This window comes from Paenarthrobacter ilicis (assembly GCF_016907545.1).
In the GTDB taxonomy this organism is placed as follows: domain Bacteria; phylum Actinomycetota; class Actinomycetes; order Actinomycetales; family Micrococcaceae; genus Arthrobacter; species Arthrobacter ilicis.
In genome coordinates this window covers 2,211,697-2,233,833 of record NZ_JAFBCD010000001.1, presented here as the reverse complement: position 1 = coordinate 2,233,833, position 22,137 = coordinate 2,211,697, and the positions used below count along the sequence as shown (strand labels likewise).

21 protein-coding genes are annotated in these 22,137 nt (G+C 61.0%); 14 read left to right on the top strand and 7 right to left on the bottom strand.

Translation table 11 applies throughout. The features are described from left to right. Positions 1–7 precede the first annotated feature (7 nt). The 3 genes from JOE60_RS10140 to JOE60_RS10130 form a co-directional block, all read right to left on the bottom strand. Entirely contained in the window at positions 8–649 is a 642-nt protein-coding gene (locus JOE60_RS10140) for an MBL fold metallo-hydrolase (RefSeq protein ID WP_338112560.1), read from the bottom strand. Next, positions 646–1,731 carry an S-(hydroxymethyl)mycothiol dehydrogenase gene (locus tag JOE60_RS10135; protein WP_167265941.1) on the bottom strand — a complete coding sequence of 362 codons (1,086 nt, stop codon included), beginning with the start codon at positions 1,729–1,731 and terminating at the stop codon, positions 646–648. The genes JOE60_RS10140 and JOE60_RS10135 overlap by 4 nt, the downstream gene beginning before the upstream one ends. Before the next feature lie 133 nt (positions 1,732–1,864). Next, positions 1,865–2,122, bottom strand: a complete 258-nt coding sequence (locus tag JOE60_RS10130; RefSeq protein ID WP_167267035.1) for a mycoredoxin — start codon at positions 2,120–2,122, stop codon at positions 1,865–1,867. A gap of 181 nt (positions 2,123–2,303) precedes the next feature. On the opposite strand from JOE60_RS10130, the gene JOE60_RS10125 reads away from it, so the two are divergent. Then, positions 2,304–3,050: an SOS response-associated peptidase gene (locus JOE60_RS10125; RefSeq protein ID WP_239529043.1), complete on the top strand. Its 747-nt coding sequence runs from the start codon at positions 2,304–2,306 to the stop codon at positions 3,048–3,050. A 21-nt stretch (positions 3,051–3,071) separates the two neighbouring features. On the opposite strand, the gene JOE60_RS10120 is transcribed toward JOE60_RS10125, so the two are convergent. Beyond that, the gene (locus tag JOE60_RS10120; protein ID WP_167265946.1) at positions 3,072–3,461 is read right to left on the bottom strand and encodes a hypothetical protein; all 390 of its coding nucleotides are present in this window, start codon (positions 3,459–3,461) and stop codon (positions 3,072–3,074) included. Between the two features lie 174 nt (positions 3,462–3,635). On the opposite strand from JOE60_RS10120, the gene JOE60_RS10115 reads away from it, so the two are divergent. The 6 genes from JOE60_RS10115 to pdxS all read left to right on the top strand — a co-directional run bounded on the left by JOE60_RS10115 (position 3,636) and on the right by pdxS (position 12,013). Then, positions 3,636–3,980, top strand: a complete 345-nt coding sequence (locus JOE60_RS10115; RefSeq protein ID WP_167265949.1) for a DUF6504 family protein — start codon at positions 3,636–3,638, stop codon at positions 3,978–3,980. Between the two features lie 4 nt (positions 3,981–3,984). Beyond that, positions 3,985–7,485 carry a DNA polymerase III subunit alpha gene (locus tag JOE60_RS10110; RefSeq protein ID WP_167265953.1) on the top strand — a complete coding sequence of 1,167 codons (3,501 nt, stop codon included), beginning with the start codon at positions 3,985–3,987 and terminating at the stop codon, positions 7,483–7,485. A gap of 151 nt (positions 7,486–7,636) precedes the next feature. Then, positions 7,637–9,646, top strand: coding sequence for a threonine--tRNA ligase (gene thrS, locus JOE60_RS10105; RefSeq protein WP_167265958.1), 2,010 nt, complete (start codon positions 7,637–7,639; stop codon positions 9,644–9,646). An 18-nt stretch (positions 9,647–9,664) separates the two neighbouring features. Beyond that, positions 9,665–10,258, top strand: coding sequence for an HIT family protein (locus JOE60_RS10100; protein ID WP_167265961.1), 594 nt, complete (start codon positions 9,665–9,667; stop codon positions 10,256–10,258). Further along, a complete protein-coding gene (gene pgsA / locus JOE60_RS10095) occupies positions 10,248–10,874 on the top strand; it encodes a phosphatidylinositol phosphate synthase (protein ID WP_167265965.1) in 627 nt (208 codons plus the stop codon). Before JOE60_RS10100 ends, pgsA begins: the two co-directional genes overlap by 11 nt. Positions 10,875–11,086: 212 nt before the next feature. Beyond that, a complete protein-coding gene (pdxS, locus tag JOE60_RS10090) occupies positions 11,087–12,013 on the top strand; it encodes a pyridoxal 5'-phosphate synthase lyase subunit PdxS (protein ID WP_167265968.1) in 927 nt (308 codons plus the stop codon). 60 nt (positions 12,014–12,073) lie between these two features. Here the strand turns inward: pdxS and JOE60_RS10085 are convergent, their stop codons facing one another. Then, positions 12,074–14,086, bottom strand: coding sequence for a M3 family metallopeptidase (locus JOE60_RS10085; RefSeq protein WP_167265971.1), 2,013 nt, complete (start codon positions 14,084–14,086; stop codon positions 12,074–12,076). 125 nt (positions 14,087–14,211) lie between these two features. On the opposite strand from JOE60_RS10085, the gene JOE60_RS10080 reads away from it, so the two are divergent. After that, positions 14,212–15,426 carry a CapA family protein gene (locus JOE60_RS10080; RefSeq protein ID WP_239528848.1) on the top strand — a complete coding sequence of 405 codons (1,215 nt, stop codon included), beginning with the start codon at positions 14,212–14,214 and terminating at the stop codon, positions 15,424–15,426. Between the two features lie 3 nt (positions 15,427–15,429). Here the strand turns inward: JOE60_RS10080 and JOE60_RS10075 are convergent, their stop codons facing one another. Both JOE60_RS10075 and JOE60_RS10070 read right to left on the bottom strand, forming a co-directional pair. Beyond that, positions 15,430–16,206: a type 1 glutamine amidotransferase gene (locus JOE60_RS10075; protein ID WP_167265977.1), complete on the bottom strand. Its 777-nt coding sequence runs from the start codon at positions 16,204–16,206 to the stop codon at positions 15,430–15,432. After that, positions 16,203–17,531: a Mur ligase family protein gene (locus JOE60_RS10070; RefSeq protein ID WP_167265980.1), complete on the bottom strand. Its 1,329-nt coding sequence runs from the start codon at positions 17,529–17,531 to the stop codon at positions 16,203–16,205. Before JOE60_RS10070 ends, JOE60_RS10075 begins: the two co-directional genes overlap by 4 nt. Positions 17,532–17,621: 90 nt before the next feature. Between JOE60_RS10070 and pdxT the strand changes: the two genes are divergently transcribed. The 6 genes from pdxT to yajC all read left to right on the top strand — a co-directional run bounded on the left by pdxT (position 17,622) and on the right by yajC (position 22,064). Beyond that, positions 17,622–18,323: a pyridoxal 5'-phosphate synthase glutaminase subunit PdxT gene (gene pdxT / locus JOE60_RS10065; RefSeq protein ID WP_167265983.1), complete on the top strand. Its 702-nt coding sequence runs from the start codon at positions 17,622–17,624 to the stop codon at positions 18,321–18,323. Between the two features lie 3 nt (positions 18,324–18,326). Continuing rightward, a complete protein-coding gene (locus JOE60_RS10060; RefSeq protein WP_167265987.1) occupies positions 18,327–19,082 on the top strand; it encodes a YebC/PmpR family DNA-binding transcriptional regulator in 756 nt (251 codons plus the stop codon). Between the two features lie 44 nt (positions 19,083–19,126). Continuing rightward, complete coding sequence (gene ruvC / locus JOE60_RS10055; protein WP_167265990.1) at positions 19,127–19,705, top strand: crossover junction endodeoxyribonuclease RuvC; 579 nt, start codon at positions 19,127–19,129, stop codon at positions 19,703–19,705. Positions 19,706–19,821: 116 nt separating this feature from the next. Beyond that, positions 19,822–20,466: a Holliday junction branch migration protein RuvA gene (gene ruvA / locus JOE60_RS10050; RefSeq protein ID WP_167265993.1), complete on the top strand. Its 645-nt coding sequence runs from the start codon at positions 19,822–19,824 to the stop codon at positions 20,464–20,466. Then, positions 20,459–21,535 carry a Holliday junction branch migration DNA helicase RuvB gene (gene ruvB, locus JOE60_RS10045; protein WP_167265996.1) on the top strand — a complete coding sequence of 359 codons (1,077 nt, stop codon included), beginning with the start codon at positions 20,459–20,461 and terminating at the stop codon, positions 21,533–21,535. Before ruvA ends, ruvB begins: the two co-directional genes overlap by 8 nt. 145 nt (positions 21,536–21,680) lie before the next feature. Then, positions 21,681–22,064, top strand: a complete 384-nt coding sequence (yajC, locus tag JOE60_RS10040) for a preprotein translocase subunit YajC (protein WP_204814906.1) — start codon at positions 21,681–21,683, stop codon at positions 22,062–22,064. Positions 22,065–22,137 lie beyond the last annotated feature (73 nt).

Here is a 22,137-nt window from a genome sequence, read left to right as displayed (position 1 = left end):
GCGCTGTTTAGTGCCCGCGTGCAATCCATTCGTCCAAGTGCGGTTTTTCTCCACCCACAGTGGTGGAGTCACCGTGGCCCGTCCGGACGATCGTCTCTTCCGGCAGCGTCAGGATGCGGGTCCGGATGGACTCGATGATGGTGGGGAAGTCGCTGTAGGAGCGGCCTGTTGCGCCCGGACCACCATTGAACAAGGTGTCTCCGCTGAAGAGGGTCCCTTCGCTGGGCAGGTGGAACGAGACGGACCCGGGTGAATGCCCCGGCGTGTGGAGGGCCTCCACAGTAGTTCCGGCAACGGTGAACTTCTCGCCGTCGGTTATTGCTGCATCCGGTTCAGCCTCGGGGAAGACGGCGTTCCACAGCATCCAGTCGTCCCGGTGAAGGTGAACGGGGGCTTTGACGGCGTCCGCGAAGGCCTTGGCTGAACTGATGTGATCGTCGTGGCCGTGTGTCAGGAGAATGGCCTTGACGTTGCGGCCTGCCACGGCTTCTTCGATGGCTGGCGGGTTGTGGGCAGGGTCGATGACTATGCAGTCGGTGTCATCGCCAATGATCCATACATTGTTGTCGACATCCCACGTTCCTCCGTCCAGGGAGAAAGTCCCGGATGTCACCACGTGGTCTATCCGCAGGCCGTTCCGGGTGCTCACAGTTCAACCACCGATCGCAGCACTGAGCCGTGGTGCATCTTGTCGAAGGCCTCTTCCACTTGGTCAATGGTGATCCGCTCCGTCACGAAGGCATCCAGGTCCAGCTTTCCCTGCTTGTACAGGTCCACCAGCATGGGGAAGTCGCGGGATGGGAGGCAGTCGCCGTACCAGGACGACTTGAGGGAACCGCCACGACCGAAGACGTCCAGCAGGGGAAGTTCCAGCGTCATTTCCGGTGTGGGTACACCCACCAGAACAACGGTGCCTGCGAGGTCACGCGCGTAGAAGGCCTGCTTGTAGGTTTCAGGACGTCCGACGGCGTCGATCACCACGTCAGCGCCGAAACCGTTGGTGAGGGCGCGGATTTCCTCCACGGGATCACCGGCGGAGGAATCGACGGTGTGCGTGGCGCCCAGGTCCTTGGCCCTTTCCAGCTTCTTCGCGTCGATGTCCACGGCAATGATGGTGGTGGCTCCTGCGAGCGCAGCGCCTGCAATGGCGGCAACGCCAACTCCACCACAGCCGATGACGGCAACGGAGTCGCCGCGCTTGACGCCACCGGTGTTGATGGCGGCGCCCAGTCCGGCCATGACGCCGCAGCCGAGCAGGCCGACGGCGGCGGGATCGGCGTCGGGGTCAACTTTGGTGCACTGTCCCGCGGCCACGAGTGTTTTTTCGATGAAGGCGCCGATTCCCAGTGCCGGGGAAAGCTCGGTGCCGTCCTCCAGCGTCATTTTCTGGGTGGCATTGTGGGTGTTGAAGCAGTATTGCGCCTGTCCGCGCTTGCAGGCCCGGCAGTTGCCGCACACTGCGCGCCAGTTCAGTACAACGCGGTCTCCGGGTGCCACGTCAGTGACGTCAGGGCCTACGGCGCTGACGACGCCCGTGGCCTCGTGGCCCAGCAGGAACGGGAAATCGTCGCTGATTCCGCCGAGCTTGTAGTGGAGATCAGTGTGGCAGACGCCGCTGGTGAGGATGTCCACCAGGGCTTCGCCCGGACCGGGCTCAGGAACGAGGACGGTTTCGAGGGTTGCGGGTGCGCCTTTGGATCGGACGACGACGCCTTTGACTGCGTGGACCATGGATGTGTTCCCTTCGTGACGGTTGTTTGGGCCGTTAAACACGGCAGGGCCTGCTACGGACTTCCAATCTGTCTATCACAGGTGTGTGACAGGGGACGGATGTTCCGGGCGGGCCCGCGTATATGTCGGTGACCTACGCTGCCAACCGGCTTTCAACCTCGGATGCCGAGGGATTGGTGGCTGCTGTGCCGTCGGGGAAGAGCACTGTGGGTACGGTGCGGTTTCCGCCGTTAAGCTGCTCCACGAGTTCGGCGGTGCCTTCCACCTCTTCGATATTGATTTCCGTGTACCCGATGCCCTTGGCATCAAGTTGCTTCTTCAATCGGTTGCAGTAGCCGCACCAGGTGGTTGAGAACATGGTGATGGTGCCGGAGTCGGGAGTGAAGTCCACAGAGCTCTCCTCAGGGTTGGGTCGCTTGCGCGGGGATGTTTCAATGCTGTCAACGGTAACGTGCCGGCAGATATTTCCTGGCTTGCGGTTGTTTCCGCTGAGCAGGGTTCCGCGCAGGGCTGTTCCGCTGGTGGCTTTGGGCTGGAAAGGGCAGACTGTTCGCATGTGCGGACGTTATGTGATGGCCAGGGCGGTGGGGGACTTGCTCGCTGAGTTCGATGCTGAGCTTGAAAACGAGATCCTAGTGGGGAAGTCATGGAACGTGGCCCCTACTGACGCTGTTCCGATTGTGCTGGAGCGCCTTGTTGAGGACGACACCAAGAGGCAACTTCACCTCGCCAAATGGGGTCTGGTTCCTTCATGGGCGAAGGATGCCAAGGCCGGCGCCCGGTTGATCAACGCCCGGAGCGAAACGGTCCTTGAAAAGCCGTCTTTCAGGAAAGCTGCCATCTCCCGGCGTTGCGCTGTTCCGGCTGACGGCTATTACGAGTGGAAAAAGGGCGATGGAAAGTCCAAGCAACCTTATTATGTCCACCCCGGAGACGGACATGGCCTGGTTTTTGCCGGTTTGTACGAGTGGTGGAAAGACCCGGCGGCTGCCAGTGACGATCCCGGCCGCTGGTTGCTGTCCATGTCCATTCTGACGGCGGACACCCCTACGGCAGAATCAGCCGGCACCCGACGCAGCGCTTCGGTCTTTGATGAGCTGACATCCCTGCATGATCGCGTCCCATTGCCCATGAATGCCGAGACCATGCAGGCTTGGCTGGATCCCCGCGAGAAGGATGCTGAAGGTCTGGTGGAGTTGGTCCGGTCCAGGGCCCATGAGACAGCCGCTGATTGGACGCTGGACCCAGTGGGCTCAGCCGTAGGGAACGTGCGGAACAACTCTCCCGAACTCATCGAACCTGTGGAGGGGCTCTTCTAGCCTCACAGCACCCTCCAAGTACTACAGGGCTTCGTGAACGGGAACCCCGGCCTGGAAGTCCCGGCCGTCGGCTTCACTGAAGGCGGTCATGACGTGGCCTTTGCTGAGCCCATGGATGGCTGAGAGGGGGAAATTGCCAGTAATGACGTTCCCCGAATGCTGCACTCCCTTGAGGTCGTAGTTCTCCTCGGCGCTGAGGGCATGGTTGAACGAATAGAAGGAAATCGCTTCACCGTTCATGAACTCAATGCCCAGCCTGCGCTGTGATGAGTAGTCTTCGCTGGCTGCCACCAGGCCAACAACGTACGCCCCGGAACCCGGGATGTTGCCGTCGATTTCAAAGTGCGCAACGAGCTGATCGTCCGCTGCGGAGATGTTGACCTTCTTCAAAAGTGCGTCATGGGTGCTCATGGCACAATCCTGCTCTGTGGCCCACCTGCCGTCCACCCCTTGACTTTCATCACTGAAGGATCAGGCCGGCGTCGGCTGGAACTTCGAAGTAGGTTTTGCCCCTGCCTCGGCGTAAACTGAATTTATTCGAACATACTTTCGAATGTATCCGGCTCGGTGTGATTGAGGTGTGAAATGGGGCTGTTCAGCGAGTCCGTCGGAGTGACCAGCGCGGAATCAGGCCAGCCGCACGAAGTCCAATGGAAAGGCACGCGCTACACAGTCATCAATGAACCCATCCGTTGGTACGAACGACGCCAATGGTGGATAGAAGAACACCGCGCCCCCATTGGCTCAGGCGCAGGAATGGTGGACCACGAAATCTGGCGGGTCCAGCTTCAACCGGTCCCCACCGACCCCAACCCCAGCGAATCCATCACCCTGGACCTGGTCCGGCACGTCAGCAGCGGCCGATGGCGGCTCCTCCGAATCCACGACGCCGCACCAGCACGCGCCGTCGAACCCGACGAAGCAGCGTGAACCGTTGAGCTTCACCCATCTGCACGTCTCAACAGCTTTCAGCGCCCACTACGGCGTTTCCTGGCCGGAGGAACTCGCCGGTTCAGCTGCAGCGGACGGCGCAACAGCGCTCGCCTGCACGGACCGTGACGGACTCTACGGAACCGTCAAACACATCAAAGCCTGCATGGACGCCGGTATAGACCCCATCGTGGGCGTGGACCTTGCGGTCTTTGACGACGACGGCGACCACCGCACCCAAGTGTCGGGCCGCGTCGTCGTTCTCGCCCACGGCAACACCAACGGAGCAGGCTACAAAGCACTCTGCCGCCTCATCTCCGACGCCCACGCCCGCACCTCCGGCAAAGCAGGGGGAGCAATACCAGTTGCTGTAACAAGGGGTGAGCTCGCCTCACGAACCTTGGATCCCCTCACCCTGAAACCGGTACTCACGGTCCTGATCGGCCCTGACTCGGACGTGGGACACGCAATGGGCGGCCATAAGTACCTCAGGCCAAGAACATTGTTCAAACAATGGATAGACGCCATGCCCCCAGGAACCATCGTGGCCGAAACCGTTTCCCACCTCAGCGCCCCCGGAGAACCACTGAGCACCCCGCACTCCGTGCGCATGCTGAAACTAGCCTTGGAATACAACATCCCGGCAATCCTCACCAACGCAGTCCGCTACTGCGCACAAGACGGAGCCGCAACTGCAGACGTTTTGGACTCGGCAAGAACACTCAAATCGCTGCCGGAACTCTTCAATGCCCCCAGCCTCCAACCCACAGGGCAGGGCTGGCTGAAAACAAAGCACCAGATGATCCAGCTGGGCAAAGAAATCATGAACGCCGCTGGCTTGGGAAAGAACGAGCTCAACAAACTCCTCGCCAATACCGAAGCGCTCGCCGATAAATGCCGTATCAACCCGGCTGTGGACATGGGATGGAAAAAGCCGGTGGTCCCGGAGGCATCCATCATCGGCATCGAGGGTGACCCCATGGAGGAATTGACCCAGCGCTGCGCTGCGGGGATCTACCGGAGGTTCCCGGGAATCCACGGCAGGGCAGAGGAGCAGCTAAGGTCCCGGCTGGACCATGAATTGGGCATCATCGGAAATCTTGGTTTTGGTTCCTACTTCCTGACCGTTGCCGAGGTGTCAAAAATGATCCTTGACATGGGGGTTCGTGTGGCTGCGCGTGGCTCGGGAGCTTCCAGCTTGGTCAACTACCTGATCGATATCAGCCAGGTGGATCCCATCCGCCACGACCTGATTTTCGAACGTTTCCTTTCCGGACGGCGGTCCACCCTCCCTGACATAGACATCGATGTTGAAAGCGCGGAGAGGCACAACGTCTACCGGAAGATTTTCGACCGTTTCGGAGCCGAGCGGGTCACCCTGATGAGCATGCAGAACGGGTACCGGGCACGCGGCGCAGTCCGGGATGCCGGTATGGCGTTGGGAATGGATGAAGGCGAAGTCAGTGACATTGCCAAGCAGCTGTGGCGGTTTTCTGCCAGGAAGTTTCGGGAAGCCTTGGTGGAGAAACCCGAGCTGAAGGAATTCGCAGGCCGGGTTGAGCGGGAGGCAGCTGACCAGAACCAGCAGTTGGATCTCCTGGTGGATCTCACCGAGAGGTTGGACCGCCTGCCCAGGCATATCTCGATGCACCCCTGTGGTGTGATCCTGGGTGACACCACCCTCCGCGACAGGACGCCGGTCCAGCCAAGCGGTTTGGGGCTGCCCATGAGCCAATTTGATAAGCACGACATGGACCCTATGGGCATGTTGAAACTTGATGTCCTGGGGGTCAGGATGCAAAGCGCCATGGCCTTTGCTGTCAGGGAGGTCATCAGGTTGCACCCTTCCAAGGAGGAAGTGGTGGCAGCGGGCAAGCATCCCGTGGGCTCTGACGGAAACGGGCCGGACTATATTGCGTCGGACGGAAGAATCGATCTCAACGCTGTGCCCTTTGACGATCAACCTACATATGATCTGATCCGAAGCACCCACACCCTTGGCTGCTTCCAGATCGAATCACCAGGGCAGCGGGAGCTGATAGGGAAGATGGCTCCCCGGGAGTTCAACGATCTCATCATCGACATTTCCCTGTTCAGGCCTGGACCCATGAAGTCGGATATGGTTCGGCCCTTCCTTGAGCACAGGCACGGTTTTGCTCCCGAAAGATATCCCCACCCGGACCTTAAGCCAGTACTTGAGGAAACCCATGGGGTGACGGTATTCCATGAACAAATCCTGAAGACGTTCAACGTGATGACCGGTTGCGGTTTGGACAGGGCAGACGAATTCCGCAGGGCTTTGGGGGATGAGGTCCACGAACCTGGGGTGGAGTCATTCTTCCGGCGTGAAGCCATCAGGAAGTATCCGGCGGACGTTGTGGACAAGGTATGGGGGACCTTGAAGGCGTTTGGCAGCTTTGGTTTCTGCAAAGCCCACGGTGCTGCCTTTGCTGTGCCCACCTACCAGTCTGCGTGGCTCAAAACCCACCATCCGGAAGCTTTCCTCGCGGGACTTTGGGAGCATGATCCCGGGATGTATCCCAAGAGGTTGTTGGTGGCAGAGGCCAGGAGGCTGGGTATTCCCATCCTTCCCTTGGACATCAACAGGAGCCAGGCTGAATACCGGGTAGAGAAAATCGCAGAAGGTCCCACCGTGGGAAAGCTTGGAATCCGTCTCAGCTTCACCGGTATCTACGGGCTATCCGGAGCTGAGCTCAAGAGGATCGTGGCTGGTCAGCCTTATGATTCCCTTGCTGACCTCAGGACCAGGGCCCGCGTCAGCAAACCCAATATCAAAAGGCTCGCCCAGCTCGGTGCCTTTGATGCCTTGCATCATGACTCCGGAGGCAAGGCCAACAGGGCTGATCTGGTCCAGCATTTGCAGGCGCTCCATTCCAAGCCCGCCAAGAAGACCCTGGATGTCATGGATGGCCAATTGTCATTCCCTTTGGGTGATGTGGAACTGAAGAATCTGGCTCCTGTGCTGCCTCCGCCAACCGTGGTGGAAAATGTCCGTGCAGAGTTGGATCTCATGGCTATGGATGTCAGCGAACACTTGATGGATAGTCACCGCCCATTGCTGGAGAAGCTTGGTGTCATTACTGCGGACAAGCTGTTACGCCTCCGGAACGGGACCGAAGTCCTGGTTGCCGGCGTCCGGGTGGCCACCCAAACCCCACCCATGCGGGGCGGGCGGCGGGTGGTGTTCATCAGCATCGATGACGGTACGGGGTGCGTAGACTCAGTGTTTTTCCATGAAGCCCAGGAAGATTCAGGCCCCCTCCTGTTTGGAACCCGGCTCCTGCTGATCCGCGGAACCACCAGGAGAACCGGACCCAAGGGGATAAGCCTGAGCGCCAGCAAAGCATGGGACCTCAGCAAACCTGAATCACTGCCTTTCGCCGATCTCCTGCCCACCGGCACGGGTTTGCCTCCCGAAGTAAGCCACCAAGGACCGCTGCATGGCATTTCCAGGAACCTGGCAATCACCGGGATGGGGAGCTGATTTCCATTTCGGAACGCCCCCTCAGCGGCTCCAGCCGATCACCGGCGCGCTGCTTTGGCCCCCTCCGCCCCAGCAGATAGCATTGACGATGGCTGGCTGTGGTCCCCGTACGCCACAAGCTATGAAGCTTCACTATGAATAGGAGACACCCGTGTCAGATGCCCAACAGATCACCCTCATCGTCGATGGCGAAGAGAAAAAGGTGACGGAAGGGACCACCGGCGCGGAGCTCTTCTTCGAGCGCCGCGATGTTGTTGTAGCCCGTGTCAACGGAGAGCTGAAAGACCTCGATCAGGTACTTCCCTCCGGTGCTGACATTGAAGGCGTCACCATCGATTCCCCCGACGGGCTCAACGTCCTCCGACACTCCACTGCACACGTCATGGCGCAGGCGGTCCAGCAGCTGCGTCCCGAGGCGAAGCTTGGCATTGGTCCCTACATCACGGATGGCTTCTATTTCGACTTTGACGTCGCCGAGCCCTTCACCCCTGAAGATCTCCGCCAGCTGGAAAAGATGATGCAGAAGATCATAAACCAGAACCAAAAGTTCGTCCGCCGCGTGGTTAATGAAGACGAAGCCCGCGCTGCCATGGCCAATGAGCCCTACAAGTTGGAGCTCCTGGGCAAGAAGAACGACGCCGCCGACGCCGGCGAAGGTGTCAACGTCGAGGTGGGCGCAGGCGACATCACCATCTACGACAACGTGGACAGGAAAAGCGGTGAAAGCGTTTGGTGCGATCTTTGCCGCGGCCCGCACCTGCCCAACACCAAGATCATTTCCAACGCTTTCGCATTGACCCGTTCGTCCGCGGCCTACTGGTTGGGAAACCAGAACAACCAGCAACTGCAGCGTATCTACGGCACCGCCTGGCCCACCAAGGAAGCCCTGAAGGCCTACCAGGAACGCATCGCCGAGGCCGAACGGCGCGACCACCGCAAGTTGGGCGTCGAGCTGGACCTGTTCTCCTTCCCGGACGAGCTGGGTTCCGGCCTGCCCGTCTTCCACCCCAAGGGCGGAATCATCCGCAAGGCGATGGAAGACTACTCACGCCAGCGGCACGTTGATGCCGGCTACGAGTTTGTCTACACCCCGCACATCACCAAGGGTCACCTTTATGAGGTTTCCGGCCACCTTGACTGGTACAAGGACGGCATGTTCCCGGCCATGCAGGTGGATGCCGAGTTCAACGACGACGGCACGGTCCGCAAGCCGGCCCAGGACTATTACCTGAAGCCGATGAACTGCCCCATGCACAACCTGATCTTCCGTTCGCGCGGCCGTTCCTACCGTGAACTTCCCTTGCGGCTGTTCGAATTTGGATCCGTGTACCGCTATGAGAAGTCCGGCGTGGTCCACGGCCTGACCCGTGTCCGCGGGATGACACAGGATGACGCCCACATCTACTGCACACGCGAGCAGATGAAGGACGAGCTGACCACCACCTTGAACTTTGTCCTGGGGCTGCTGAAGGACTACGGCCTGGACGACTTCTACTTGGAACTCTCCACCAAGAACGAAGAGAAGTTTGTGGGTGACGATGCCGCGTGGGAAGAGGCCACGCGCACTCTCTCCGAGGTTGCTGCGGCTTCCGGTTTGGAACTGGTCCCGGATCCGGGTGGAGCTGCCTTCTACGGCCCCAAGATCTCCGTCCAGGCAAAGGACGCTCTGGGCCGCACCTGGCAAATGTCCACCATCCAGCTGGACTTCAACCTGCCGGAACGGTTTGAACTCGAATACCAGGCGGCCGACGGTACGCGCCAGCGTCCCGTGATGATCCACCGGGCCCTCTTTGGTTCAGTGGAACGCTTCATGGGCGTCCTCACCGAACACTACGCCGGGGCCTTCCCTGCGTGGCTGGCACCTGTCCAAGTTGTCGGTATCCCGGTAGCAGAGGCTTTCAATGACTACATGTTCGATGTCGTTGGCCAGTTGAAGGCTGCAGGGATCAGGGCTGAAGTGGACATCTCCTCAGACCGCTTCCCCAAGAAGATCCGCACCGCCAGCAAGGACAAGATTCCGTTTGTCCTGATTGCCGGCGGTGAGGACGCTGAAGCCGGCGCCGTGTCCTTCCGCTTCCGGGATGGAAGCCAGGACAACGGAGTGCCGGTAGCCGAGGCGGTCCGCAGAATTGTGGATGCCGTCAAGAACCGCGAGAGCTGACGGAACGGACTGGTAACGGTGCAGGAGAACACAGGCGCGGCAGCAGGCTATTCCGGCGATGCCGACGTCACCGATGACTTCGGATTGGCAGGTGTCCCGGATTCCTTCCAACGCCTGTGGACTCCGCACCGCATGGCCTACATCAAGGGTGGGCAGGATCAGTTCAAAAACAAGGATGACTGCCCGTTCTGCGTAGGTCCCACCCGTTCCGATGACGAATCATTGATCGTTCACCGGGGCAAGACTTGCTATGTGGTGCTCAACTTGTTTCCCTACAATCCCGGGCATCTGCTGATCTGCCCCTACCGCCATGTCCCCGATTACACGGACATCACAGTGGAAGAGACGGCGGAGTTTGCGGACCTGACCCAAACAGCCATGCGTGTTCTGCGTAAGGTGTCCAACCCCAGTGGTTTCAACCTTGGCATGAACCAGGGAGTGACCGGTGGGGCCGGCATCGCTGCCCATCTCCACCAACACGTTGTTCCGCGGTGGGGTGGCGACGGTAACTTCTTCCCCATCATCGCCCAGACCAAAGCCATCACCCAGACCCTCGACGAGGTACGTCAACTGGTGGCCGACGCCTGGCCGGGGGAGTCGAATGCTCAATAAGCACGCGCGGGGCTTCTTCACATCACTTTTCACCCCGTTGGCGCGCCGGCTCCTCAAGATGGGTGTGTCTCCGGACGCAGTCACCATGGTGGGTACAGCCGGTGTGGTCGTCGGAGGCTTGGTCCTCTACCCCATGGGCCATTTGTGGTGGGGATCAGTGGTCATTGCGGTCTTTGCATTCTCTGATGTGGTGGACGGGATCATGGCCCGCATGCAGGGTCCGGGTGGGGGATGGGGCAACTTCCTTGATTCCACGCTGGACCGCTTGGCTGACGGAGCCATCTTTGCGGGCCTGACCATCTGGTTCTTCACCAAGGGTGGCGATTCAGCGATCGCTGCGGCGTCCGTCATATGCCTGGTCCTTGGAATGGTGGTTTCCTACGCCCGTGCCAAGGCTGAATCTTTGGGCTATCACGCCAGCGTGGGGATTGCTGAGCGTGCCGAACGCCTGGTGTCAGTACTGCTGGTCGCCGGTCTCACTGGCCTCGGACTTCCGCCGATCGTCCTGTTTGCCACCCTTATACTTCTGGCGCTGGCCAGCGTGGTCACCATCATTCAACGGATGGCCGCTGTTCGCCGCCAAGCCATGGCAGAGGCGAAGGGAACTGGCATCTGACCAGAGCTGCGCGGAGCCAATTGTGCAGTTGCCCTGCAAAGGCTCCGGTATTGCCATCAACGGCAGTAATGAAAGTACTTCCGCCCTGTGTCCTGCGACTACTATTACTTGTACTTGGTCACCTTGACCTGAAACCCGGTGTGCGCTGATTGCGGTCGTGTGGCTGCACGTGCCACCGGCATGAGGTCGCTTATCTACCCATAGGGGTTTTTGTGTCTACACCAGATGTAAGCAACGAAGCCGGTTCGTCCGCGAACAGCGTCACGGGCAGCAGCCGCGTCAAGCGCGGCATGGCGGAGATGCTCAAGGGCGGCGTCATCATGGACGTCGTCAACGTCGAGCAGGCCCGTATCGCCGAGGATGCCGGTGCAGTGGCCGTCATGGCACTGGAACGTGTGCCTGCCGATATCCGCGCCCAGGGTGGCGTGTCCCGCATGTCGGACCCGGACATGATCGATCAGATCATCGCCGCCGTGTCCATCCCGGTGATGGCCAAGGCACGCATCGGCCACTTCGTCGAAGCCCAGGTCCTGCAGTCCCTCGGTGTTGACTACATCGATGAGTCCGAGGTCCTGACCCCGGCCGACTACATCAACCACATCGACAAGTGGAACTTCACTGTGCCGTTCGTCTGTGGTGCCACCAACCTTGGTGAGGCTCTGCGCCGTATCAACGAGGGCGCGGCGATGATCCGTTCCAAGGGCGAGGCCGGGACCGGCGATGTTTCCAACGCCACCGGGCACATGCGCAAGATCCGCTCGGAAATTGCCAAGCTGGCCGCTCTTCCCGAGGACGAGCTGTATGTTGCGGCCAAAGAGCTGCAGGCCCCGTACGAGCTCGTGAAGGAAATCGCTTCAACGGGCAAGCTGCCGGTGGTGTTGTTCACCGCTGGCGGCATCGCGACCCCGGCTGATGCTGCGATGATGATGCAGCTGGGCGCCGACGGCGTGTTCGTTGGCTCCGGTATCTTCAAGTCCGGCAATCCGGCCGAGCGTGCCGCCGCCGTCGTGAAGGCCACCACCTTCTACGACGATCCCGATGTGATCGCCAAGGTCTCCCGCGGACTGGGCGAAGCCATGGTGGGCATCAACGTCGATGAAATCCCGCAGCCGCACCGCCTCGCAGAGCGCGGCTGGTAAAAGCAAAAGAAGCACGACGCCGGGCCGGTCACCTCACCAGGTGACCGGCCCGGCGTCGTATTACTCCAGTCCCCTCCGCTTCAGCAGAGGCCGTAGTTCGGCGTCCCGGCCACGGAACGCGCGGAACGACTCCAGTGGATCACGGCTGTTTCCGCGGGACAGCAGTTCGTTCCTGAAGTGTTCGCCGTTTGCCCTGGTCAGGCCACCGTTTTCCCTGAACCACTCGACGGTGTCCGCATCCAGGACCTCGCTCCAGATATAGGAGTAATACCCGGCGGCGTACCCGGCACCGGCGAAAATGTGCTGGAAATAGCCGGTCCGGTAACGCGGTGGGATCAGGGGATGGGCAACACCGGCGCCCGTCAGGGCTGTCGACTCGAAGGCGGGAACATCATCCGGTACCTCCGGTCCGGACACCACGTGCCATGCCAGGTCCAGGAGCGCAGCCCCCAAGTACTCTGTGGTTGCGAATCCCTCGCCCCACATCATGGACTCGTTGATCTTGTCCACGGTGTCCTGCGGCAGCGCCTCTCCGGTGGAGTAGTGCCGTGCATAGTTGGACAGAACTTCCGGCCACATGATCCACATCTCGTTCACCTGGGACGGGTATTCCACAAAGTCCCGCGGTACTGACGTTCCTGAGAACCTCGGGTAAGTGACGTTGGAGAACAGGCCGTGCAGCGCGTGGCCGAACTCGTGAAACACGGTCCGCACTTCATCCAGGGTCAACAGCGTTGGCTCGCCGTTCCCCGGCTTGGTGATGTTGAGGTTGTTGATGACAACGGATTGCGTTTCCAGCAGACCGGACTGCTCCACGAGCGAGTTCATCCAGGCACCCCCGCGTTTGGACTCCCGCGTGTAATAGTCGCCCAGGAAGAGCCCCAGGCCGCTGCCGTCGTCGTTCTTGACTTCCCAGATCCGGACGTCCGGATGGTATCCCTCGAGGTCGTGTCGTTCGGTGAATGTGACGCCGTACAGCTGGGTGGCAGCCGCGAACACCCCGTCAGCCAGGACGGACTCCAAGCTGAAGTATGGCTTCAGTGCCGACTCGTCCACCTGGAACTTTTCCCGGCGCACTTTGGCCGAATAGTAGGCCCAGTCCCAGGGTTCCAACTCATGACCTGCGGATTGGGCGAGGACGTCGGCTTCGGCTTCGGCGTTCTTCACTGCTGCCGGTGCCAGCCTGGTCAGCATGTCCTGGACCTTGCCAAAGTCCGGGGCGGTTTGCTGATCCACCACCAGTTCCGCGTAGTGGGCAAAGCCAAGCAACGCGGCCTTTTCGGCCCGCAACTTTGCGGTCTCTGTGACCACGTGGCGCACATCGAGGTCGTTGCCGTCGGTTCCCCGTGCAAGTGATGCTTCGAAGAGGCGACGCCGGATGGCCCGGTTTTCCAATGACGCCAACGCGGGCTGGTTGCTGGGCTGGATCAGGGTGAGGAGGTATTTGCCGGCGTGACCGGCCGCGGTGGCAGCCGCCCCGGCCCCTGCAACTGCATCCGGGGACAGTCCCGCCAATTCCTGGGGGTCGTCCACCAGCAGGGCAGCCCGCTTCATGGCCTCTTTGACCTTTTGACCGAATTCCGTGCCCAGGAGCGACAATTCTGCGTTGATCCCACGCAGTCGTTGCTGCCCGGCATCGTCCAACTGTATGCCGGACTGGCGGAATTCCTTGAGGTAGTCCTCCACCAGCCGTGCGGATTCGGAATCCAGGCCGGTGGTGTCGATCGCCGCGAAGCGTTCGTACAAGCGACGGTCCAGGAACACGGCATCCTGGTGGGCGGAAAGTTTGGGAGACAGCTCAGTCTCCAAGGAGCGTATGGCGTCTGAGGCATCAGCGGAGACCAGTGTGAAGAAGGAGGCAGCGGCCCTTGCCAGGAGCCGTCCGGATTTTTCCATGGCGACGGCGGTGTTGGCGAAGGTTGCAGGCTCCGGGTTCGCGGTGATCGTCCTGATTTCCCCCAGATGCGCGGACAGGCCCGCTTCGATGGCTTCGGCATAGTGCTCATCACGCAACGTGGCGAAGGGTGGCAGCCCGTAGGGCAGCCTGCTGGGACTCATGAGGGCATTGGTCATGAAGCGACTCTTTCATGTATGGGACACGGCCTCAAGGGTGCCGCGCCCGCGATAACCGGTCCTCCAGTCGTAGGATTGCGGGCATGGGGACTGTTGCTCAAAGAGCCAGAAGGTTGCATGGAACCATGCTGCTCCTCGCTGTGGCCGCGGTGTTGCCCTTGGGTTCCTGTGGACTCGTGGCTGAAAACGACAACAGGGTCTCCGGCAGTGCCGCGCCTGCGCCCACCCCGGGGACAGCCACGCCGCGGACGGCAACACCCACGCCAACACCAACTCCCACGCCGGGCAAGGGCCCGGCCTGTCCGGAGCTGAGGTGCACGTCCATCACGGTTACCGGGGACATGTTGGTCCACACGCAACTCTGGCAGCAGGCAAAAGTGGACGCCACTGCTGCGGGCAAGCCCGGATACGACTTCCTGCCCCTGCTGGAAGGCCAGCGGCGCTACATCGCCAACAGCGACCTCGCGATCTGCCATCAGGAAACCCCTGTAGCGGGCCCGGAAGGTCCCTTCTCCGCATACCCGTCCTTCAACGTACCGCCGCAGATCATCACCGCGTCCAAGGCTGTCGGCTACCAAGCCTGCACCACCGCAAGCAACCACACCATCGACAGGGGGACAGCGGGCCTGCTCCGCACGCTGGACGCCATGGATGCTGCGGGCCTCAAGCACACCGGTTCCTACCGCACGGAAGCGGCATCAGGGGAGATCCTGATGCTCCAAACGGAGGCGGCGAAGGTGGCGGTGATCATTGGCACTTACGGCCTCAACGGGCAAATCCCGGAGTACCCATGGCTGGTTGATGCCTTGGATCCTGCCGCGATGATCGCCAAAGCCACCAAAGCCAAGGCCTTGGGTGCCGACATCGTGCTGGGTGTCATGCACGCTGGTGATGAATATGCCAGCGAGCCCAATGCCCAGCAGCAGGAGGTGGCCCATGCCTTGGTGGACAGCGGCCAGTTCAGCATGATCTACGGACACCACACGCATTCGGTGTTGCCGATCGAAAAATACAAGGGCACCTGGATTGTCTATGGGCTGGGGAACGGCATCACGGAGCTGTCACCCTGGTACGTGGTCAACAATGAGGGTTTGCTGGTGCGCGCCGGTTTCAGCCAAAACGCTGCGGGTACCTGGACAGCGACGGACCTGGCGTGGGCGCCTTCCGTTATTGTGCGTGATCCCTACCGTTGGTGCTCGGTGGCCAGCGACGCACCCCAGGGAGTGTGCGCTACGCCGGCTGCGGACGCGGAAACTCACCAGCGGACCAAGGCCGTGGTTGAAGCCATGGGAGCGGCCACAGCCGGAGCGCACGAGCTCCTCATCACCAAGGAGAAGTAGCTTCTAGCGGGGCCTGCGGGCTGCGTGTTCGCGCGCCAGGTGGGCGTAGTCGTCGTCGGGCGTTCCCGGTACGAAAGTACCGAACTTCCGTTCGGCTGCGGTCCGGATCAGGAAGTCTGCGATAGCCGGGTTCTTCGGCAGCAGGGAACCGTGCAGGTAGCTGGCTACAACGTTGTTGTACCGGGCCCCTTCATGGCCGTCCTTGCTGTTGTTGCCCGCGCCCTTGGTCACGGAACCCAGGGGTTCGACGCCGGGTCCCAGGGTGGTCTGCCCGCTGTGGTTCTCGTACCCCATGATGTCGCCGAACTCGGCCGACTTCATGATCACGTTGCCGATCAGGCGTTCATCAGTGCCGTGGGTTTCCACGTCAAGGATGCCGATACCCGGAATGACCGGTCCGGCGCTGGTTTTGAAGTACTTTCCGAACAGTTGGTAGAGGCCGCAGATTACCAGCATGGGCGCCCCTTGGTCGGCGAGGTCCTTGAGGACTCCGGCCCGGCCCTGCAGGTCATCCTGGATCACCAGCTGCCCGCTGTCCTGTCCGCCGCCGCCCACAATGATGTCCACGTCGTCCGGGAATTCGTCGCCCACGTTGTATTCGAGCAATTCCGGGGTATAGCCGTGCCACTTGATGCGTTGCTTCAGCACCAGGGCGTTGCCCCAGTCCCCGTAGATGTTCATTTCCCGGGGGTACAGCTGGAGGACGCGCAGCGTTCCCTTGCTGGACTGCTGCGCGGGCTTGGAGGGGTCTGCCGGGGCGGATGGATTTTCGTGGGTCATGAGACCACCTCAACTATGGTGATTTTTGCCAGCTCGCGCCGGATGGCCAGCATGGAAGTGTAAGTGCAGAAAATGCGCTTGGGTTTCCCGCGCGAACCGTCAATGAAGGTTCGCAACGCCGAGGTGATGTCCGGCTCCACAGCGCCGAAGTTGACGTCGTCATACTGGAGCCGCAGCGCCATGTCATAGGCGCGGACTCCCGTCAGGACTTCCACACCGCCCTCCCGGAGCGAATCAAACTCGACATCCCACAGCCAGGACATGTCCCGGCCATCGGCGTAGTTGTCATTGATCGCAATCATGGTGGCGTAGCCGCCTGCAGGGAAGGATTTCAGGCCCAGCCTGAAGCCGCTGGGATTCTTCACCAGCACCAGCTCCAGGGGCTGCCCGTCAACCGTGAGGCTTTCCCCGCGGCCGAACGCCGGAGCAACCTCACCCAGGGCCTTGACCAGCTTGGGAGTATCCACTGAACCGGTTCCCAGGACTGCCCGGGCCAAGGACAGCGCGGCGGCAGCGTTGAAGATGTTGTACACCCCGCGCAGCTTCATGGTGGTGGTCACCGTCTTGCCGTCGAACTCGAAGTCCGCATCCTGGGCACCTACCCGGCGGAGAACGACGTCGGCTTCCGGAAGGTCCACCGAGTCACCCGTGGCTGCGGCAACGGAAGTGCCGGAGGGGGAGGGGCCGCTGCCTGTCCGCATTTCGTCGTCGTTGGGGAAAGTACTGCGGAGCGATTCGTCCAGGCCGAAGTACCTCACCGCAGGGTGGTTGACAGCCTTGACGTCATTAACGACGTCGGAAATCCGGGCCACGCGGGGGTCCTCACGGTTCAGGACAACCGTGTCAGTGGTCTTCGAGGCAATGTGCTCCAGGAGGCGTGCCGTCTTGTCGATCTCGCCGAAGCGGTCCAACTGGTCGCGAAGAACGTTCAGCAACAGGCTGTACCTGGGTTGGACCTTGTTCACAAAGTGGACGGCATGGGCTTCGTCCAGTTCAAGGATGGCAATGTCGGCATCAAGGTTGCCGCGCCAGTCCACGTCGCCCAGGAGGGAAGCAGCAACGCCCCGGGTGAAGTTGCTGCCGGAACGGTTGGTGAAAACCTTCAGTCCCTGGCTTTCCAGAAGTTCAACCACCATCTTCGTGGTGGTTGTTTTGCCGTTGGTTCCACTCACCACCGCCACTCCGTGCGGAAGGGATGCCAGTGTTCGCTGCATGAAGCCGGGGTCGATTTTTTCAACCACCAGCCCTGGAAACGCCGAGCCACCACCACGAAGCCGGGAGAGTGTTCGGACCAGCTTGCCGAGGGGGACGCTGTAGGAAAGCATGCTCTGTAATATATCCCAGTTACGGCATGGAACCGGGCGCTTTCAAGCACCGGGGAACGTTGCCGAAGCACGGGACCCTATGATGGTCCAATGACAAATCCCCTTTCCGACGCTTCGCTGCGCGTGGGTTCAGGGCTCCGGATCGGTGTCCTGGCCCTTCAGGGCGATTTCCGCGAGCACATCCAGGCCGTCGAGGCTGCCGGTGCTGCCGGCGTCGGTATCCGCAGGCCCTCAGAGCTGGACAGCATCGATGGACTGATCATCCCCGGTGGGGAATCCACCACCATCGACAAGCTTTCGCGGATCTTTGAACTCCGTGAACCACTGCAGCAGCGCATTGCCGGCGGACTCCCCGTTTATGGCTCCTGTGCGGGCATGATTCTGCTGGCGGACCAGATCGCCGATCCTGCCACCGATCTTGCGGGTAACCCGCAGCAGACATTCGGCGGCCTGGATATTACCGTCCGCAGGAACGCCTTTGGCCGCCAGCGGGAATCGTTCGAAACAGACCTGGACTTCAAGGGCCTGGAATTCAGTGCCGACGACAACGGAGTGGAGCCTGTCCACGCGGTGTTCATCCGTGGCCCCTGGGTTGAACGGGTCGGCCCGGACGTTGAAGTCCTGGCCCAAGTGGATCCTGACCACGCGGCCCATTCAGCCGCTTTGCAGGGAGTCGCTAGAATTGTTGCAGTGCGCTCCGGCCAGCTGCTGGCTACCTCCTTCCATCCGGAAGTGACGGGAGAGAAGCGTGTGCATGAACTCTTTATTCGAATGATCAGAGGAGAAGCGTAAAGCATGTCAGGCCACTCCAAATGGGCGACCACCAAGCACAAGAAAGCCATCATTGATAGCAGGCGTGCAAAGTCGTTCGCGAAGCTGATCAAGAACATCGAAGTTGCTGCCCGCATGGGTGGTCCGGACCTTGCCGGCAACCCGGGACTCGAACTGGCCGTCACCAAGGCCAAGAAGACGTCTGTTCCCAACGACAACATCGATCGCGCCATCAAGCGCGGAGCCGGTCTGACGGGCGAGGTTGTTGACTACACCGAGATCATGTACGAGGCCCGCGGGCCCCAGGGTTCGGCCTTGTTGATCGAATGTCTGACAGACAACAAGAACCGTGCCGCCTCGGAAGTGCGGTTGGCGATTTCCCGCAACGGCGGAACCATTGCCGATCCCGGTTCGGTCAGCTACCTCTTTGCCCGCAAGGGTGTTGTGGTCCTGCCGAAGAACGGCCTGAGCGAAGATGACATTCTCATGGCGGTTCTTGAGGCCGGCGCCGAGGAAGTCAAAGACAGCGGCGAGAACTGGGAGATCCACTCCGAGCCCTCCGATCTTCAGGCCATCCGCGATGCCCTCAAGGAAGCCGGAATCGACTACGAGACCGATGAAGCCGAGTTCGTCCCCTCCATGCAGGTTGACCTGGATGTTGACGGTGCCCGGAAGTTCATGAAGCTCGTCGATGCCCTGGAAGACCTGGACGACGTCCAGAACGTCTACAGCAACGCCGATCTCAGCGAGGAAGTCCAGGCTGCCCTCGACGCCGACTAGGCGCCATAAGCCCATTCATTGATACATCACAGGAAGGCCCGGAATTGACTCTTCGCGTATTGGGAGTTGATCCGGGCCTTACCCGTTGCGGGATCGGCGTAGTGGACATTGAACGGAACCGACGTGCCACCATGGTTGCCGTGGGAGTCGTCGGCACCTCGGCGGAACTCACACTGGACAAGCGACTGCTGGTCATTGCCCAGGCAATTGATGAATGGCTCGATCTTCATTCACCTGACGTGGTAGCGGTGGAACGCGTTTTCTCCCAAATGAACGTCAGCACAGTGATGGGCGTGGCCCAGGCGTCCGGCGTCGTCATCGCGGCAGCTGCCCGCAGGGGTATTCCGGTGGCCTTGCACACTCCCTCGGAGGTCAAGGCAGCGGTGACGGGCAGCGGCACCGCCAACAAGGATGCCGTGACAAAACTGGTTACCAAAATCCTTCGCCTGGACGCCCCGCCGAAGCCCGCGGATGCTGCCGATGCCTTGGCCCTGGCGCTCACCCACGCATGGCGGGCCGGCAGCGGCATGGGCGCCGGCGGTGGTGCCGGGGGCAAAGGGTCCCTCACTCCGGCCCAAAAGGCTTGGGCCGATGCCGAGGCCAAAGCGCGCCGCGGACGCTGAAAGAGCGCCGCCCTTGCTAGGCTGTTCGTAGATATGTTCGGATAAGCCTGCCGGTGCACATTCTTTCCGGTGGCAATGCCGGATGCTACAGCGAGCAGCAATACAGGAGTCGGGTCTTGATCAGTTTTCTTCGCGGGACAGTGGCACACGTGGGTTTGTCCACCGCCGTAATAGACCTCAACGGCGCCGGCATGAGTGTCTTCGCGACGCCGCAGACGCTGAGCCACCTTATCGTGGGATCCGAAGCGAAGCTCTTCACCTCATTGATTGTCAAGGAAGACTCCCTGACGCTGTTCGGCTTCGCTGACGACGACGAACGTGAAGTTTTCGATGTCCTGCTCAGTGTCAGCGGCGTCGGACCGCGTTTGGCCCTCGCGGTCCTGGCAGTCCACGAACCTGAAGCAATCCGGGTGGCGGCACATACCGGAGACGGCAAAGCATTCACCAAGGTCCCCGGAATCGGCCCAAAGGTTGCCGGCCGCATTGTGCTGGAACTGAAGGGAAAGCTGGTTCCGCATGGAACGGGAACCGCATCGGCTCCCTCTGCCGTGATCAAGGCAGAGTGGAAGCCCCAGGTCATCGCCGCGATGACCAGCCTGGGCTGGTCGGAGAAGGACGCCACAGGCAGCATCGACAAGGCCATGGCTGATTCACCGGAACTGGTGGAGGAGGGCAACGTTGCCCACATTCTCCGGGCAACCCTGCGGTGGCTCGGTCAAGACGGCGCACGCGCCGGCAACCGCGTAGGCAGCCGTGGCTGAGAACTCACTGGTGGCCGGGGGAGAGGAGCCGGAGGAGCGCGTCATCGAGGCGGCCCTTCGCCCCAAGAACCTCCACGACTTTGTAGGGCAGCACCGCGTCCGCAAGCAGTTGGCACTGGTGCTCGAGGCCTCCAAAATGCGGGGGCGCAGCGCCGATCACGTCCTGATGTCAGGGCCTCCCGGTCTGGGAAAAACCACCCTGGCCATGATCATCGCGGCGGAAATGAATGCACCGCTGCGGATCAGCAGCGGTCCCGCCATCCAGCATGCAGGCGATCTCGCCGCCATTCTCTCGTCCCTAACGGAGGGCGAGGTGCTCTTCCTCGACGAGATTCACCGCATGTCCCGTCCTGCGGAAGAAATGCTGTACATGGCCATGGAGGACTTCCGGGTGGACATTGTGGTTGGCAAGGGAGCCGGGGCCACCGCCATTCCACTGGAACTTCCGCCGTTTACCCTGGTAGGCGCCACCACCCGCGCCGGCCTCCTTCCGGGTCCATTGCGGGACAGGTTCGGGTTCACGGGACACCTCGAGTTTTACTCTGTTGCGGAGCTTGAGCTTGTTCTCCGCAGGTCTGCCGGCTTGTTGGATCTCAAGGTCAACTCGGCCGGGTTTACCGAGATTGCGGGCAGGTCCCGTGGAACACCGCGTATTGCCAACAGGTTGCTGCGGCGTGTGCGCGACTGGGCTCTTGTCCACGGCATCGACCAGATTGATGCCCGCTCGGCTTCAGCTGCACTGGACATGTATGAGGTGGACGAGCGGGGCCTGGACCGCCTGGACCGCTCGGTGTTGGAAGCACTGATCACCAAGTTCAATGGCGGCCCGGTGGGGTTGTCTACCCTGGCGATCGCGGTGGGGGAGGAACCAGAAACGGTGGAGACCGTGGCGGAACCATTCCTTGTGCGTGAGGGCCTGCTGGGCCGGACGCCCCGGGGCAGGATCGCCATGGCCTCTGCCTGGACACATTTGGGCTATGCGGTGCCTGCGGGCGTCTTTGGCCAGGAACAACTTGTCCTGTTCGGGGAAGACGAAAACCACGCCGAAAGCGTAGATACAGTCGGTTAAGACGCTGCGTTCAGCTTTTCCCTTTAGACTGGTATGACGCTCGGCACGTTCGGGTCCTTGATGCATGCGACCGCTTCGCGGATCCGCCAGGGACGTTGCCTTGACCCAAAACGTAAGTACAGAACGGAACTTCCCTGTGGATCCAATGACCATATTGCTGTTCGTCATGCTGGGACTCTTTGTCTTCATGATGTTCCGCCGCAACAAGAAGACCCAGCAGCAACAGGCTGAAATGCAGTCCAAGTTCGCTCCGGGCGTGGATGTCATGACGAGCTTTGGTCTCTTCGGTCGGATCGTTTCCATCGATGAGGCTGAGAACAAGGTTGTCATTGAGCTTTCCCCGGGCAACGAGGCCACGGTTCACCGCCAGGCTGTCACCAAGGTGGTGGATGCTCCCGTGGAGGAGGCCGCCGTTGTTCCCGACGATGCTTCTTCGCTGACCGCTTCCGACGCCGGCGCTCCCGCCGCTGTTGAGACGCCCGAAGAAACCATCGCGCGCCTGAACAAAGAGGGCAAGAAGGACATCTAGGACCGTTGTTCGCGCAGAGGCGCAACGCAACTTTCTACGGCAGCGGAGAGCCGCCGGCAGGCGCTGAAAAGCG